Below are 14,563 nucleotides of genomic sequence, written 5' to 3'. Positions count from 1 at the left end.
AACGCTGTGCGTGTCTGTCGCCGGGACGCACGGCACCGCTCACCGCCCGCTGGGGGTGAGCAGCCCGGTGCGGGACACCACGTAGAAGCGGGGCATGGGCAGCACCCGGAAACGCAGCCGGGCCCCGGAGCGGCGGAGCTGCCAGGTGAGCGCGAGCAGGGCGGTGGCCAGGGAGATGAGCCCACCCATCCAGATGCTCGCCCCGGCGCCGAAGGTCTCGGCGACCCAGCCGATGATCGGCGCGCCGACCGGGTTGGTGCCCAGGAACACCAGCACCCACAGCGCCATCACCCGGCCCCGGAAGGCGGCGTCGGTGCCGAGCTGCACCCGCTGGTTGGCCGCCTGGGCGAAGAAGACCATGAAGAAGCCGGTCGGCAACAGCAGGGTCACCACCAGCCAGTACGCCGGGGCGAGGCCGACCAGGGTGCCGAAGACCGCGCAGCCGACGGCCGCGCCGAGCACCAGCCAGACCGAGGGACGGCTGCGCCGGCCGGTGCCGGCGAGCGCCCCGACCAGCGCGCCCACCGCCAGCGCGGTGCTGAACAGGCCGAACGAGGCGGCCCCGGTGTGGAAGACCGTCTTGGCCAGTGCGGCGAGGGTGAGCTGGAAGTTGAACAGCGACATCCCGATCACCGACATGACCACCATCGGCAGCAGCAGGTCGGGGCGGCTGCGGACGTAGCGCAGCCCGTCAATGATCTTGGCCGAGTCCCGTTCGCCGAGCGGTGGGAGTTCCTTGCGGTACAGCTCGGCCGGCCGCATCCGGACCACGTTGGCCAGCGGCGCGACGGAGCTGACGGCGGTGAACAGGAAGACCGGGCCGACGTCGAACGCGGCGATGGCCAGGCCGGCGACGGCGGGGCCGATGATCCGGGCCGAGTTGAACACCGCCGCGTTGAGCGAGAGCGCGTTGGGCAGCAGGGTGGTGCCGACGAGTTCGCTGACGAACGCCTGCCGGACCGGGGTCTCCACCGCGTTGGCGATGCCGAGCAGGGCGGCGAACGCGAAGACGTGCCACAGCTCGACCAGGCCGGTGAGCACCAGCAGGCTCATCCCCAGCGCCAGCACCGTCCAGAAGGCGTTGGCGACGAACAGCAGCATCCGCTTGTCGTACCGGTCGGCGAGCCGGCCGGAGAGCAGGGTGAGCAGCAGCACCGGGGTGAACTGGAGGGCGGTGACCACGCCGAGCGCGGTGGCGGAATTGTCCGAAAGCTCAAGGACGAGCCAGTCCTGGGCGATGAACATCATCCAGACGCCGATCAGTTTGACCAGCTGTCCGGTGGCGAAGAGTCGGTAGTTGCGGACTCGTAGGGACTGGAACATCGTGCTCAGCTTCGCCTGCACTCTTGGTGCGCCTCCTCGGGCCGGGTACGCGTCATCGACGGCGGACGGCGCGGACCCGGTGGGGCGTCAGGCGCGGGCGAGCTGCTGGAGTATCTCGGCGGCCCGCCGTAGCGTGTCGCGTTCGTCCTCCGTGAGCGCGGCCAGCCGGCTGGCCAGCCACTCGTCGCGGGCCCGCTCGAACTGGTCGAGCACGGCCCGACCTGACTCGGTGGCCGCCAGGATGACCTGCCGGCCGTCGGTCGGGTGGGGGGTGCGCTGCACCAGGCCGCGCTCCTCCAGCTTCGCGACGATCTTGGTCATCGTCGGTGGCTGGACCCGTTCGACGTCGGCCAGCTCCCGGGGCGTCAGCGCACCCGCCAGCCGGAGGCTGGTGAGCGCGGAGAGCTGGGTGACCGTCAGGTCGCCGACCGGGCGGGCCTGCCGGACCCGCCGGTTGAGTCGGGTGATCGCATCACGCAGCTGGGGTGCCAGCTGCGCCGGTGGCACGCGGTTCGCCGTCACCGTCCGCTCCGTCACAGTCGTTAGCCTAACTAATGAGCCTGGCTAATGACATGCCATATGACCATGCTCACGAGGGGGAATGCCGCCGCCCCGGGCCGGGCATCCCGACGGGTCGCCCGGCCCGGAGGCCGACGGGTGGGGCTACATCACCGCGGACTCGATCGGCCCCCGCAGGAAGTAGAGCACGAACAGCGCCGCCACCGCGTAGAGCAGCGGGTGGACCTCCCGCGCCTTCCCCTTGGCCAGCTTCAGCACCACGTAGCTGATGATGCCCGCGCCGATACCGTTGGAGATCGAGTAGGTGAACGGCATCAGGGTGATGGTGAGGAACGCCGGGATGGCGATCTCGTAGTCGGTCCAGTCGATCGTCCGCACCGCGGTCATCATCAGGAACCCGACCACCACCAGCGCCGTCGAGGCCGCCTCGAACGGCACCACCGTGGACAGCGGCGACAGGAACATCGCCAGCAGGAACAGGGCACCGGTGACCAGGTTGGCCACCCCGGTCCGGGCACCCTCCGCGACCCCCGAGGCGCTCTCGATGTACGACGTGTTGCTGGAGACGCTCGCCGCGCCACCCGCCGCAGCGGCGATCGAGTCGACCAGCAGGATCTCCTTCGCCCGGGGCGGGGTGCCCTGCTCGTCGAGCATGTCCCCCTCCTGGCCGATCGCGACCATCGTGCCCATCGTGTCGAAGAAGTCCGTGATCAACAGGGTGAAGACGAACATCAGCGGGATCAGCCAACCGGCCCGGCTCCACGAGCCCAGCACGTTGAAGTTGCCCAGCAGCGACAGGTCGGGGATGTCGACGAGCCGCTCGGGCAGCTTCGGCACGTTCAGCGACCAGCCCTCGGGGTTGGGCTTGCCGTCGACGAAGGACGGGCCCACCTTGGCGACCGCCTCCACGATGATCGCCAGCACGGTCGAGGCCAGGATGCCGATCAGGATCGCGCCGCGTACCCGGCGTACCACCAGCACCAGGGTCACCAGCAGGCCGACCACGAAGACCAGCATCGGCCAACTGACGATCTTGCCGTTGATGCCGAGGCCCACCGGCACGGTGCTGTTCGCCGCGTCCGGCACCCGCCTGACGAAACCGGCGTCGACCAGCCCGATGATGGTCAGGAACAACCCGATGCCGACCCCGATCGCGGTCTTGAGCTGCGTCGGGACCGAACGGAACACCGCCGTACGCAGGCCGGTGAGCACGAGGATCGCGATGAGCACACCCTCGATCACCACCAGCCCCATCGCGTCCGCCCAGGTCATCTGCGGGGCGATCTCGAACGCGACGAGCGCGTTCACCCCCAGACCGGCGGCCAGCGCCATCGGGAACCGCCCGACGACCCCCATCAGGATCGTCATCAGGCCCGCCACCAGCGCGGTCGCGGCGGCCAACGCGGGGATCGAGAGCTTCTGGTCGTCACCGTCGACGGCCCCGCCCAGGATCAACGGATTCAGTACCACGATGTACGCCATCGTGAAGAAGGTCGCCAGGCCACCCCGTACCTCGCGGCTCATCGTCGAGCCACGGGCGGAGATCTCGAAGAACCGGTCGAAACCGTTCCGGGGTCGAGCGGGATCAGAGGGAATGCCGTTGTCCGGCGGCGCAATGGCCATCAGGTCCTCGCAAATGATCTACCGTTGTCGCGCGCATCGTCCCAGATCAGCGGCGGGCCGGGAAAGTACTTCGCGGTACGCTTCTGCCCGTGCCGCAGGAGCAACCACCCCGACCCGAACCACTCGACCCGCCGATGGTCCCGTTCGCCGTCGCCGGGCTGGTCGCCTGGGCGGTGGCCGGGCTCCTCCTGCTGGTCTTCTTCCGTGGGTGGCTCACCGAACACGGCCACCAGGACTGGCTCTGGACCTGTCTGGCCGGGTTCCTGTGGGGCTTTCCCGGTCTGGTCACGATGATGCGGCACGACGCCCACCGGCGTCGCCGTCGGGAAACCGCCCCCCGGGGCTGACCGTCCGACGGTCAGGCGGGGTCGGTCGACTCCACCGGCACCGGCTCGTCGGCCGTCGGCGCGACGTCCACCGTCATCGACTCGACCGCGCTGTCGTCGTACACCGTCGGAAGCTCGTCGACCACCGGCTCGGGAGTCTCCACCAGGGTCTCCGAGTGCGCGCCACACCCGTGGTCGGCGCTGACCACCCGACCGTCGTCGGGGGCGTAGAAGTTGCCGCAGGCCCCGAACGCCAGCCGGAGCGCACCGGCCAGCGGCAGGTAGAAGCCGCAGGTGCCGCAGCGGGCCGACGCGGGTGCGGCGGTGGAGATCGGCGCCGACGGGCCGTGGTCGCCGTCATACCAGCGCTGGGCCGTCTCGGCCCGTCCCTCGCGGGACAGCACCCGGGGGCGGCCCAGGCCCAGCTCCCAGGAGGTCTCCTCGACCGCAGGGTCGTCGGAGAGCAGGTAGCCGGGGGCGAGCCGGTCGTCGTCCGACGGGGTGGGCAGCAGGTCACCGGGGCCGAGGTCACCCGGCTGGAGGCGTTCCTGCCAGGGCAGCCAGCCTGGCGCGAGCAGCGCGTCGGAGCCGGGCAGCAGCACCGTCTCACAGACGGTGACCTGCCGGCTGCGCGGCACCCGGGTGACCGTCACGGCCCAGCGCCAACCCCGGTAGCCACCGAGCAGACACTCGAAATAGTGGGTGACGACCCGGTCGCCCTCGGCGACGGCCCGCAGGTGGTCGCCGATGTCGGAGGGCTCCACCTCGGTGATCGCGTCGCGGGCCACCTCGACGGCGGCGGCGCAGACCTGGTCGAGGCGGGCGGCACGGGCGGGAGCGGGCCTGGTCACCCGACCATTGTTCCCCATGCGCGCCGCGCGCTGACAGGCACTCCCCGAGTGAGTCTTCCCCCGTGGTGCGGCGTACCTGGAGCAGATGGGCAAGGATGGTGCACATGCCGCTGTTCTCCCGCTCCGGGTCGTCCGTCCTGGGACGGACCGTCGGCACCGGCATCCGCGCCACCCGCCTGCTGCTGCGTGGCTCGGTCAACGGCGGACGCTGGGTGACCCGCCGCGCCGGCTCGGCCCGCGCGCGGGGGGCCGGCGGCGAGACCGGCATGGTCCGCCTGTTCGACCTGCACGCCGTCTCCTGCGCCGGGGACACGTTGATCGCCATCGGCCTGGCCGGGACCATCTTCTTCGACGTCCCGCTCGGCGAGGCCCGCAGCAAGGTCGCGCTCTACCTGCTGGTCACGATGGTGCCGTTCGCGATGCTGGCCCCCGTGGTCGGTCCGCTGCTCGACCACTTCCGGCACGGCCGCCGGTACGCGCTGGCCACCACCATGCTCGGCCGGGCCTTCCTCGCCTGGCTGATCTCCGACTATCTCGGCAGCCTCGGACTCTATCCGGCCGCGTTCGGCGTGCTGGCGCTCTCCCGGGCGTACGGGGTGGCCCGGTCCGCCGCCGTACCCCGGTTGCTGCCGGAGGGTCTCGGATTGTCCCAGGTGGGGGCGCGGGCCAGCGTCTACGGCACGGTGGCCGGGGCACTGGTGGCCCCGCTGGGGCTGGCGGCGTTCTGGTTCGGGCCGCAGTGGCCGCTGCGGGTCGCCTCGGTCATCTTCCTGGTCGGCATGGTGATCGCGCTGCGGCTGCCACCCCGGGCGGACTCCGAGCCGCCCGAGCGGGTGCCCCGACCACTGCGGGCGCTGCGCCGCAAGGGCGACCGTCCGCTGGGTAGGGGGCGACCGGCGGGCCGGCTGGTGATCGCCACCCTGATCGGGGCGGCGGGCCTGCGCGCGCTCTACGGCTTCCTCCTGCTCTTCCTGGCGTTCGCCCTGAAGAAGGGGGACCTGACCAACGACCTGTTCGGCCGGGAACTCAACGACCAGGCGGCGCTGGGCCTGATCGGCGGGGCGCTGGCGGTGGGCGGTTTCCTGGCCACCGCGGTCGGCACCCGGCTGCGCATCCACCGGCCGGCGGCGATCCAGTCCAGCACGATGATCATCGTGGCCGGGGTGGGCATCCTGACCGTGCTGAAGTTCTCGCTGCCGATGGTGGCACTGTTCTGCCTGGTCGCCGCCCTGTCCAGCGGGATCGCCAAGCTCGCCGTGGACGCCTCGATCCAGGAACGGATTCCCGAACGGCTGCGGGCCAGTTCCTTCGCCCACTCGGAGACCGTCCTGATGCTCGCCTTCGTCGCCGGGGGTGGGCTCGGCCTCGTCCCGTTCGAGGGTCGGATCGGCATCGCGGTCGCTGCCGGGGTGGGTGTCCTCGCCGCCGTCCGGGGGGTCGTCGTGGCCGGCCGGCTCCGCGCCCAGCGGCTGCTCGGCCGGCCGCTCACCGACGAGGAACTGGCCGCCCAGGACCGGGCCGACGCCGCCGACGACGCGGCACGCCGCGCCCGCAGTGGCCGTGGCGCCACCGACGACCCGGCGGCCCGTACCGGTGGGGACGCCGCCGACCGACCGGACGGCGACCGCGCCGGCCCGACCACCGGTCAGCTGGCCGAGAGCGCCGACGACGCGGCGGCCGAGGCGGCGGCCCGCGCCGCGCCCACCTCACCGGCACCGAGCGGGGCGGGCGACTCCAGGTCTTCCGCCGACGGGCTGGCCCCGCCGGGTTACCACATCTACCGGCCGTCCTCGGCCGTCCCGGGCAGCGGCAGCGGTGTCGACGACGACCAGCGACGGCAGTCGCCGGGGTCGGTGTCGTGACGGGCCTGCTGGTGCTGACCGCCGTACCGGCCGAGGCGGAGGCCGTCCGGGCCGGGCTGACCGATCCGACGGTGACCGTCCGGGCGATCGGCGTGGGTCCAGCCGTGGCCGGTGCCACCACGGCCCGGATGCTGGCCCTCGCCGAGGCCGCCGGTCGCCCCTACCGCGCGGTGGTCAGCGTCGGGATCGCCGGCGGTTTCGCCGGCCGCGCCCCGGTCGGCGCCACGGTGCTCGCCTCCCGCAGCGTCGCCGCGGACCTCGGGGCCGAGTCCCCGACGGGCTTCATCCCCGTCGACGAGTTGGGCATGCCACCGGAACTGCTCGGTGGCGGCCCCACCATCGACGTCGACCGGGTGCTGCTGGGCGCGCTGCGCGCCGCACTCCCGCAGGCGGTCGTCGGGGCGGTGCTGACGGTCAGCACGGTCACCGGCACGGCCGCGAGCACCACCGCCCTGGCCGACCGGCACCCGGACGCGGTGGCCGAGGCCATGGAGGGGTACGCGGTGGCGGTCGCCGCCACGCAGGCCGGCCTCCCCTTCGCCGAGCTGCGTACCGTCTCGAACCCGGTCGGCCCCCGGGACCGCGACGGCTGGCGGATGCGGGAGGCGTTCACCGCCCTGACCGAGGCGGCCCGCGCGCTGGCCTGAGCCGCCACCCGCCACCCGCCAGCCCGGGGGCCGGACGGTTGCGGCAATCCGGCCGGGCGGCTACGGCGGTCGGAGTGTTCCCGGCGGTCGGGGTGGCCGGGGCGCGGGCCCTGCCGGGCGTGCCAGGGCCATGGCGAGGGGACGAGCGGACGCGACCCGGAACCCGCAGGCCGACAGGAAGCGGATGGCGACGTGCTCCTCGACCACCGTGCGGACCAGGCCGATGCCCGTCTCGTCCATCCGCCGTGTCATGGCCGCCATCAACCGGTCACCGATGCCGATCCGCCGGTGCCCGACCGCGACCAGCACCCCGTCGAGTACGAGTTCGCGCGGCCGGTCCCCGTCGTCCCCACGGACCAGGTGCAGGTCACGCTCGTGGGCGCGCAGCTCCCCCAGGAGGGTGCCGTCGGGCAGCTCCGCCACGAACCGCCAGGCGGTCGCCGGCCGACCGTCACCCTCCACCCACCGGACCCTGACGTCCCGACGGACCCGCTCCGCCGCCCGCCGCCGGTCCCGGTGTCCCCGATTCCGTACGTACGCCGCCGGCGGCAACCGCAGCGGCCACAGCGGGGGCGGCAAGTTGTACCAGTCCGCCCACCAGGCACCCGGCCAGTCCTTCGGCTCCCGCACCGGCCAGACGTCGAGGTGGGCCGGATAGCGCCGCCCGGCGGTGTCCCGCAGGTCGTCGTGTGGCACCGGCGGCAGCGCACAGGTCACCTCGGCAGCCGACGCCGCAGGCGGGGCTGTGGTCGGGGCCGAGGTCGGCGCTGTAGCCGGGGCTGTGGTCGGGGCCGTAGCCGGGGCTGTGGTCGGCGCTGTAGCCGAGGCTGTGGTCGGGGCCACCGACGACGCCGGCTCGACCGGCAGTGCGACCGTCAGGGTTCCGCCGACGGACCGCACCAGGCGCTCGACCGTGTGAAACCGAGGGTCGGTCGCCCTGCCGGACTCGATCCGGGCAATGGTCGCCTGGGGCACCCCGGAACGCCGGGCCAGCTCCCGCTGGCTCAGGTCGGCCGCACGGCGCAGCGCCCGGACCGTCCGGCCCAGGTCGGCCAGCGGGGCATCCTCCGTCGTCACCCCACCATGCTCCCGTTGCGTCAGCGCTGTTTCAACAGCCCCGCCCAACCTGTGGATAACCCTGTGGAAACCCGCTGGAGCTGGGGACAAGGTACCGAGTTCGCGTCCTTTCGAGCTGATGACCTCACCGAATCACACGGCCACAGGGCCACAGGGCCACAGGGCAGCCAAGCACCCGGCGGGGCAGATGCCCAGACGCGGGAGCCGATTCCTGAATCGCTGACGCCGTCAGATCGAAAGGACGCGTGGGAGTACTTCCCACCCCGCCCGGGTCCGCCCGGAACCCGCCCTCCGACCGACCCTGCGGAACGATCGGAGCATGCGGCCAGCAGCCCCGCCGAGGCCGGGTGGGGCCGGGGCCGGGTGGGGCCGGGGCCGGGTGGGGCCGGGGCCGGGTGGGGCCGGGCCACAGCGGCCCCCGACCACAGCAGGCCGCCGACGGGACGGTTGCCATCGGCAGGGGGCGGGGTCACATCGGGGCGGGCTCGGCGGGAGGACGCTCGGGAGCGGCGTTACCGTGGGGACGTGCCGCTATCCCTGGCGATCTCGCCCTGCCCCAACGACACCTTCGTCTTCGACGCGCTGGTGCACGGCCGGGTGCCGGGCGCGCCGCCGGTCGCGGTGACCTTCGCCGACGTCGACGTCACCAACACGGCCGCCGAACGGGGAGCCTTCGATCTGGTGAAGGTCAGCTACGCCGCGCTCCCCTGGCTGCTCGACGACTACCACCTGCTGCCGTGCGGCGGCGCGCTCGGCCGGGGCTGTGGCCCCCTGGTGCTCACCCGTGGGGAGACCGACCGGGCCGACCTGGACGGAGCCACGGTGGCGGTGCCCGGTGACCGGACCACGGCGTACCTGCTGTTCCGGCTCTGGTCGGCCGGACGGCCGCCGGCCCGGATCGAGGTCGTGCCGTTCCACGAGATCATGCCCGGCGTCGCGGCCGGCCGGTACGACGCCGGGCTGGTGATCCACGAGGCCCGCTTCACCTACCACCGGCACGGGCTGACCGCGCTGGTGGACCTGGGCGAGTGGTGGGAGGCCGACACCGGCCTACCCATCCCGCTCGGGGCGATCCTGGCCCGCAAGGGTGTGGTGGACCCGGTGGCCGCCGCCGGCTGGGTCCGCGAGTCGGTACGCCAGGCGTGGGCCGACCCCTCGGCCAGCCGGGAGTACGTGCTCGCGCACGCGCAGGAGATGGAGCCCGACGTGGTGGACCGGCACATCGACCTCTACGTCAACGAGTTCACCGCCGACCTGGGGGACGCGGGGTTCGCTGCCGTGGAGGCGTTGCTGGGCCGGGCCGCCGACGCCGGGCTGGTGCCTCAGACCTCCAGCTCGCGGGCCACCGCGTGGACCAGCTGAGCGATCTTCTGCGCGGTCTTCTTGTCGGGGAACCGGCCCCGACGCAGATCCGGCTGGACCTTCGCCTCCAGCACCTTGATCATGTCCTCGACCAGGCCGTGCAGTTCCTCGGCCGGCCGGCGGCGCAGTTCGGCAATGGACGGCGGTGCGTCCAGCAGCTTGACCCCCATCGCCTGGGCGCCGCGCCGGCTGTCCACCACGCTGAAGTCGACCCGTTGCCCACCCTTGAGGTCGGTGACACCCGCCGGCAGCGCGCCCTTCGGCAGGAACACGTCGCCACCCTCGTCGCTGGTGACGAACCCGTATCCCTTGGCCGCGTCATACCACTTCACTCGCCCCGTCGGCACCTTGGAGACCCCTGCTTCACTCGATACGACTACTGCTCCAAGGCTAGCCCGATGATCCGGTCGAGCGCCGCCGGGAATCCGGTGAGGTCGTCGAGCACCACCTGCGCCCCGGCCGCACGCAGGTCGTCTGCCGGGCAGGGGCCGGTGGCCACGCCCACGCCCGGGATGCCGGCCGCCCCGGCCGCCACCATGTCCGCCACGTGGTCACCGACGTAGAGCGCGGCACCGTGCTCCCGCAACGAGGTCGCCTTCTGTTCGGCGAAGAGGTCGCCGGCCAACTCGTCGACCGCCAGCCCGAGGTGGTCCAGGTGCAGCCGGGCGAGCCGGCCGATCTTGGAGGTGACGACCATCACCCGCCCGCCGTGCGCGTGCACCGCGTCCACCGCCTCCCGGGCCCCGGGCATCGGCACCGACGGGGTGATCGCGTACGCCGGGTACAGCTCCCGGTAGAGCGTCACCGCCTCCTCGACCTGCTCGGCCGGGAACCAGTGTGCGAGTTCGGTGCGCAGCGGCGGGCCGAGCCGGGAGACGGCCAGCTCGGCGTCGACCGGCACACCCGTACGGGCGGTGAGCGCCCGGTAGGCGGCGGCGATGCCGGGGCGGGAGTCGATCAGGGTCATGTCGAGGTCGAACCCGACCATCAGCACGGACATTCTGCGAAGGTACCCGGACAGGTCGCCCGAGCCGGACGTCCGGGCGGCGCGATCGGGCGTCAGCGGGCTAGCGTGGAACGACGATGACCACCTCACTCGCCGACCAGCTGCGCGCGCTGCCCGACGAGGCGCTCGCCGCGCTGCTCCAACTGCGGCCCGACCTCGTCGTGCCGGTGCCGGCCGACGTCTCCGCGCTCGCCCTGCGGGCCGAGTCGCGGGTGTCGGTCGCCCGCGCGCTCGACGGGCTGGACCAGTTCACCCTCCAGATCCTCGACGCCGCCCGGCTCACCCGGGACCCGGCGGAGGGCACCACCTCCACCGAGGCGGTCCTCGCCCTGGCCACCGCCGGGCCGCACCCGCCCGCCCCGGCCACGGTCCGTGGCGCCGTCGACCGGCTCCGCGCCCGGTTTCTGCTGTACGGCCCGGAGCAGGCCCTGCGGGTCACCGGGAGCGTGGACGAGCTGGCCCCGTACCCGGCGGGGCTGGGTCGGCCGGCGGAGGAGCTGGACCTGCGGGCGGCGGCGCTCTGCGCGGACGCCGCGAAACTGCGCCGGACGCTACTCGCCGCGCCCCCGTCGGCACGGGCGGTCCTGGACCGGCTCGCCGCCGGTCCACCGGTCGGCAGCGTGCCGCCCGGATCGCTGCAGGCACCGGCGCTCGGCGCGGAGGACGACGTACCGCCCGACCCGACCAACGGTGGCGCCCCGACCGGGTCGCCGGTGCGTTGGCTGGTCGAGGCCCGGCTGCTGGTGGCGGTCTCCGCCGGGACGGTCGAGCTGCCCCGCGAGGTGGGACTGCTGCTGCGCCGGGACACCGGCCCGCTCGGACCGCTGCGGATCGACCCGCCGCCGGTCGCGGCACCGCCCCGGGAACCCAAGGCCGTCGACTCCGCCGGGGTCGGGCAGACCATGGAGGTGGTACGGCACACCGAGGCGCTGCTGGAGGCGTTGACCGCCGAGCCGGCACCGGTGCTGCGTTCCGGCGGGATCGGGGTACGCGACCTGCGCCGGCTGGCCCGCACGGTGTCCCTGGACGAGTCGACGACCGCGCTGCTGGTCGAGGTGGCGTACGCGGCGGGTCTCCTCGGCGAGCTGGACCTCCCCGCCGCCGCCAGCCGGTACGGCGGCGAACAGCAGGTGCTGCCCACCGGTGCGTACGAGGTGTGGCGGGCGGTGTCGGTGGCCCACCGCTGGGAGCAGTTGGCCCGCGCGTGGTTGACGATGAGCCGGCAGGCCGGTCTGGTGGGGCAGCGCGACGACCGGGACCGACCGGTCAGCGTGCTCTCCGCCGAGGCGGAGCGGGCCGGTGCGCCGGCCGCCCGGCGGGCGGTGCTCGGGGTGCTGGCCGAGTTGGAGCCGGCCACCGCACCCACCGCCGAGGAGGTGCTGGCGCTGCTCGACTGGCGGGCCCCCCGACGCAGCCGGGGGCGGGAGGCCGCGCACCGGGAGGTGCTGACCGAGGCGGCCCGGCTGGGGGTGACCGGCCTCGGCGCGCTCACCTCGTACGGGCGGCTGCTGCTCGCCGACGTGACGGACACCGACGAGCGGGGTGGGGACGACCCGCTGGGGTTGCGCTCCGACGTCGACAGCGGTGATCCGTCGGGCACCGTCCGGGCGTTGGACGCCCTGCTTCCCGCACCGGTCGACCACTTCCTGGTGCAGGCCGACCTGAGCGTGGTGGTGCCCGGCCCACCCGACCCGACGCTCGCCGCCGAGCTGGAGACGGTGACCGAGCCGGAGTCGGCGGGTGGGGCCAGCGTGCACCGGGTCACCACGGCCAGCGTCCGACGGGCCCTGGATTCCGGCTACACGGCCGACGACCTGCACGACCTGTTCCGGCGGCGGTCGCGTACCCCGGTCCCGCAGGGGTTGACCTATCTGGTGGACGACGTGGCCCGGCAGCACGGTGGGCTGCGGGTCGGCTCCGCCGGCGGGTACGTGCGCAGCGACGACGAGGCGCTGCTCGCGGAAGTGCTGGCCGACCGGCGGCTGACGGCGTTGGCGTTCCGCCGGCTGGCTCCGACGGTGCTGTGCACCCCGTACCAGGTGGGGCGAATGCTGACCGCGCTCCGGGACGCCGGGTACTCCCCGGTGCCGGAGGACGCCACCGGCACGACGGTGCTGGCCCGACCCCGGGTGCGGCGGGCCCCGGCCCGGGTGCTGACCGGGCGGGCGGTGGACCCGCTGGCCACGCCCCGGTTGGCGCTGCCCCGGCTGTTGGGTGTGGTGGAGCAGATCCGGCGGGGCGAGGCGGCGGCGCGGGCGGCCCGGCGGGCACCGGCGGTGGTCCGGGGCGGTGCGGCCCGCGCGGCGGCCGGACCGATGCCCGCGCACGGTCACGCCGAGGCTCTGGCGGTGCTCCAACAGGCGGTCCGGGACAAGGCGCTGGTCTGGGTCGGCTACGTCGACGCCCACGGGGCGACGCTGTCCCGGCTGCTGCGGCCGGTGTCGATCGGTGCCGGCTACCTGCGTGCCGAGGACGAGCGGACCGAGATGCTGCACACCTTCGCCCTGCACCGGATCACCGCGGCCGTCCGGGAGCACTGACCGCCCGGCCGCGCCGTCCTCCGCTGCGGCTCAGCGGCGGCTGCGGCGGACGGTGCCGACGACGGAGACGATGAGCAGCAGGGCGAAGCCGGTGCCGGCGGCCTCACCTACCGAGTCGATGAAGCCCTGCCGCTGCACCAGCCATCCGAAGAGGAACCAGCCGACGACGGCGATCCCGGCGACGGCGTACCCGACCATGGTGGCCGTGGACACCTCGTCGGTCGGTGTCACCTGCTCGCCGTTCGCCGCGTCCTCGGCGATCATCTCGTGGTCGACGCTCATCCCAGCCCTCCCACCCCGTCCGGCCCCCGGCTTCCAGGGTGGCACCCGGTCGCCAGGACGGACAGGGGGAAATACCCCCGATCCGGCCCCTATGGAGAACTACCGAGGGGCCGGAGACGAGACGGGCAGGGTGGACGGAAGGCTCAGGTGCCGGGGCGACGACCGACCAGGACCACCCGGGAGCCGACCTTGCCCAGCTCCCACCAGCGCACCGCGTCGGCGTGCAGCAGGTTGACGCAGCCGTGCGAGCCGATGCCCGCGTTGTGCAGGTAGGTGGTGGTCTCGTGGAAGCCGATCCCGCCGTTGAAGCGCTGCCAGTAGGGCAGCCACACCTCGTACGGGTTGGACCACTCCTTCAGGTTGCGCAGGTTGACCTTGTACGTGCCGGCGGGGGTGGCGTACCCGGCCATCCCGGTCCGGGTGACGGTGGGCTTGGCGACCACCTTGCCGTCGCGCATCACCCAGGTGGTCTGCCGGGTCAGGTCGACGCAGAAGGTGGTGCCGGAGCCGGCGGAGCAGCGCTTGACGTCGGTGGTGGCCAGTCGCTTCGCCACGTCGAGCGTCAACGGGCCGGCCCGGCCCTCGGCGGGGCGGATGTCGTACCGCTGCTGGAACTTCTTGATCGCGGCGCAGTCGGCGTCGGTCTGCCGGCCGTCCACGGTGACCGTGCCGAACCCGCCCAGCCGGGCCAGGTACGTCTCCACCTCACGCTGGTGCTCGCCCACCTGGCAGCGGGTCTGGTTGGACTTCTGCGGGACGCGCGGGCGACGCCCGGTCGACGCCTTCGGGGTCTTGGTCGCGCGGACCTTCGGCTGCGGCTTCTCCCGGTGCCGGGGCTTCGTGTCGGACCCGGTCAGCTGGTCGGGCAGGGAGGAGGCACCCGCCCCCGTTACCTGTTCCGCACTGCCGACCGGGGCGAGCCCTCCTCCAGTGCCACCCGGATCGGCCTGCGGCACGGACGCACACCCACCGGCGCCGACCAGCATGACCATGGCCAGGGCGACGACCCGGGCTCTGTGGCGGACCTGCATAGTGTGCCTCCCCGGATCGGTCGTCCCACTGGTAGACGTGTGTCCCCCGGGAAACGTTGCACCCATTGCGAAGATTTTCTGGCAGTCTCCCACCCCCGTGCAACACTGGATGGT

14 protein-coding genes and 1 pseudogene are annotated in these 14,563 nt (G+C 73.4%); 5 read left to right on the top strand and 10 right to left on the bottom strand.

The annotated features are described in order from the left end of the window. Positions 1–39 precede the first annotated feature (39 nt). The 3 genes from ACN261_RS11615 to ACN261_RS11605 form a co-directional block, all read right to left on the bottom strand. Positions 40–1,344 carry an MFS transporter gene (locus ACN261_RS11615; RefSeq protein WP_088643523.1) on the bottom strand — a complete coding sequence of 435 codons (1,305 nt, stop codon included), beginning with the start codon at positions 1,342–1,344 and terminating at the stop codon, positions 40–42. A 66-nt stretch (positions 1,345–1,410) separates the two neighbouring features. Continuing rightward, positions 1,411–1,860 carry a MarR family winged helix-turn-helix transcriptional regulator gene (locus ACN261_RS11610; RefSeq protein ID WP_421485177.1) on the bottom strand — a complete coding sequence of 150 codons (450 nt, stop codon included), beginning with the start codon at positions 1,858–1,860 and terminating at the stop codon, positions 1,411–1,413. A gap of 126 nt (positions 1,861–1,986) precedes the next feature. Continuing rightward, positions 1,987–3,465: an NCS2 family permease gene (locus ACN261_RS11605; protein WP_425849976.1), complete on the bottom strand. Its 1,479-nt coding sequence runs from the start codon at positions 3,463–3,465 to the stop codon at positions 1,987–1,989. Positions 3,466–3,554: 89 nt separating this feature from the next. Between ACN261_RS11605 and ACN261_RS11600 the strand changes: the two genes are divergently transcribed. Further along, positions 3,555–3,812, top strand: coding sequence for a DUF2530 domain-containing protein (locus ACN261_RS11600; protein WP_421485175.1), 258 nt, complete (start codon positions 3,555–3,557; stop codon positions 3,810–3,812). Between the two features lie 11 nt (positions 3,813–3,823). Here the strand turns inward: ACN261_RS11600 and ACN261_RS11595 are convergent, their stop codons facing one another. Further along, positions 3,824–4,660, bottom strand: a complete 837-nt coding sequence (locus tag ACN261_RS11595; protein WP_425849974.1) for a DUF3027 domain-containing protein — start codon at positions 4,658–4,660, stop codon at positions 3,824–3,826. Positions 4,661–4,746: 86 nt separating this feature from the next. Between ACN261_RS11595 and ACN261_RS11590 the strand changes: the two genes are divergently transcribed. After that, the gene (locus ACN261_RS11590; RefSeq protein WP_425849971.1) at positions 4,747–6,504 is read left to right on the top strand and encodes an MFS transporter; all 1,758 of its coding nucleotides are present in this window, start codon (positions 4,747–4,749) and stop codon (positions 6,502–6,504) included. Beyond that, positions 6,501–7,151: a futalosine hydrolase gene (locus ACN261_RS11585; protein WP_425849969.1), complete on the top strand. Its 651-nt coding sequence runs from the start codon at positions 6,501–6,503 to the stop codon at positions 7,149–7,151. The genes ACN261_RS11590 and ACN261_RS11585 overlap by 4 nt, the downstream gene beginning before the upstream one ends. 60 nt (positions 7,152–7,211) lie before the next feature. Here the strand turns inward: ACN261_RS11585 and ACN261_RS11580 are convergent, their stop codons facing one another. Further along, entirely contained in the window at positions 7,212–7,847 is a 636-nt protein-coding gene (locus ACN261_RS11580) for a GNAT family N-acetyltransferase (protein WP_425853587.1), read from the bottom strand. 207 nt (positions 7,848–8,054) lie between these two features. Beyond that, positions 8,055–8,228 (bottom strand): annotated as a pseudogene (locus ACN261_RS11575) (helix-turn-helix transcriptional regulator); the annotation flags it as partial. Positions 8,229–8,753: 525 nt separating this feature from the next. Here ACN261_RS11575 and ACN261_RS11570 point away from each other — a divergent pair. Further along, entirely contained in the window at positions 8,754–9,590 is an 837-nt protein-coding gene (locus ACN261_RS11570) for a 1,4-dihydroxy-6-naphthoate synthase (protein WP_421485171.1), read from the top strand. On the opposite strand, the gene ACN261_RS11565 is transcribed toward ACN261_RS11570, so the two are convergent. Then, positions 9,551–9,937 carry a cold-shock protein gene (locus ACN261_RS11565; RefSeq protein ID WP_425849966.1) on the bottom strand — a complete coding sequence of 129 codons (387 nt, stop codon included), beginning with the start codon at positions 9,935–9,937 and terminating at the stop codon, positions 9,551–9,553. The two genes, ACN261_RS11570 and ACN261_RS11565, sit on opposite strands and share 40 nt — an antisense overlap. Positions 9,938–9,966: 29 nt before the next feature. Further along, positions 9,967–10,590, bottom strand: coding sequence for an HAD family hydrolase (locus ACN261_RS11560; RefSeq protein WP_421485170.1), 624 nt, complete (start codon positions 10,588–10,590; stop codon positions 9,967–9,969). An 83-nt stretch (positions 10,591–10,673) separates the two neighbouring features. Here ACN261_RS11560 and ACN261_RS11555 point away from each other — a divergent pair, with 83 nt between their 5' ends. After that, positions 10,674–13,136, top strand: coding sequence for a helicase-associated domain-containing protein (locus ACN261_RS11555; protein ID WP_425849964.1), 2,463 nt, complete (start codon positions 10,674–10,676; stop codon positions 13,134–13,136). Positions 13,137–13,166: 30 nt separating this feature from the next. Here the strand turns inward: ACN261_RS11555 and ACN261_RS11550 are convergent, their stop codons facing one another. Together ACN261_RS11550 and ACN261_RS11545 are read right to left on the bottom strand one after the other, a co-directional pair. Continuing rightward, positions 13,167–13,400 carry a hypothetical protein gene (locus ACN261_RS11550; RefSeq protein WP_372444601.1) on the bottom strand — a complete coding sequence of 78 codons (234 nt, stop codon included), beginning with the start codon at positions 13,398–13,400 and terminating at the stop codon, positions 13,167–13,169. Positions 13,401–13,561: 161 nt separating this feature from the next. Then, positions 13,562–14,449 carry a L,D-transpeptidase family protein gene (locus ACN261_RS11545; RefSeq protein ID WP_421485168.1) on the bottom strand — a complete coding sequence of 296 codons (888 nt, stop codon included), beginning with the start codon at positions 14,447–14,449 and terminating at the stop codon, positions 13,562–13,564. Between the last annotated feature and the right edge of the window lie 114 nt (positions 14,450–14,563).

It is taken from the genome of Micromonospora sp. WMMD723, from assembly GCF_049863385.1.
GTDB classification, from domain to species: domain Bacteria; phylum Actinomycetota; class Actinomycetes; order Mycobacteriales; family Micromonosporaceae; genus Micromonospora; species Micromonospora wenchangensis.
The sequence above is the reverse complement of the archived record's forward strand: the minus strand, read 5'-3'. Positions and strand labels throughout refer to the sequence as shown.

Bases quoted from the DNA above. Each gene is read 5' to 3' on its own strand.
- ACN261_RS11605 (WP_425849976.1), bottom strand. From the start codon at position 3,465: ATGGCCATTGCGCCGCCGGACAACGGCATTCCCTCTGATCCCGCTCGA.
- ACN261_RS11595 (WP_425849974.1), bottom strand. From the start codon at position 4,660: ATGGGGAACAATGGTCGGGTGACCAGGCCCGCTCCCGCCCGTGCCGCC.
- ACN261_RS11590 (WP_425849971.1), top strand. From the start codon at position 4,747: ATGCCGCTGTTCTCCCGCTCCGGGTCGTCCGTCCTGGGACGGACCGTC.
- ACN261_RS11560 (WP_421485170.1), bottom strand. From the start codon at position 10,590: ATGTCCGTGCTGATGGTCGGGTTCGACCTCGACATGACCCTGATCGAC.
- ACN261_RS11555 (WP_425849964.1), top strand. From the start codon at position 10,674: ATGACCACCTCACTCGCCGACCAGCTGCGCGCGCTGCCCGACGAGGCG.
- ACN261_RS11550 (WP_372444601.1), bottom strand. From the start codon at position 13,400: ATGATCGCCGAGGACGCGGCGAACGGCGAGCAGGTGACACCGACCGAC.
- ACN261_RS11545 (WP_421485168.1), bottom strand. From the start codon at position 14,449: ATGCAGGTCCGCCACAGAGCCCGGGTCGTCGCCCTGGCCATGGTCATG.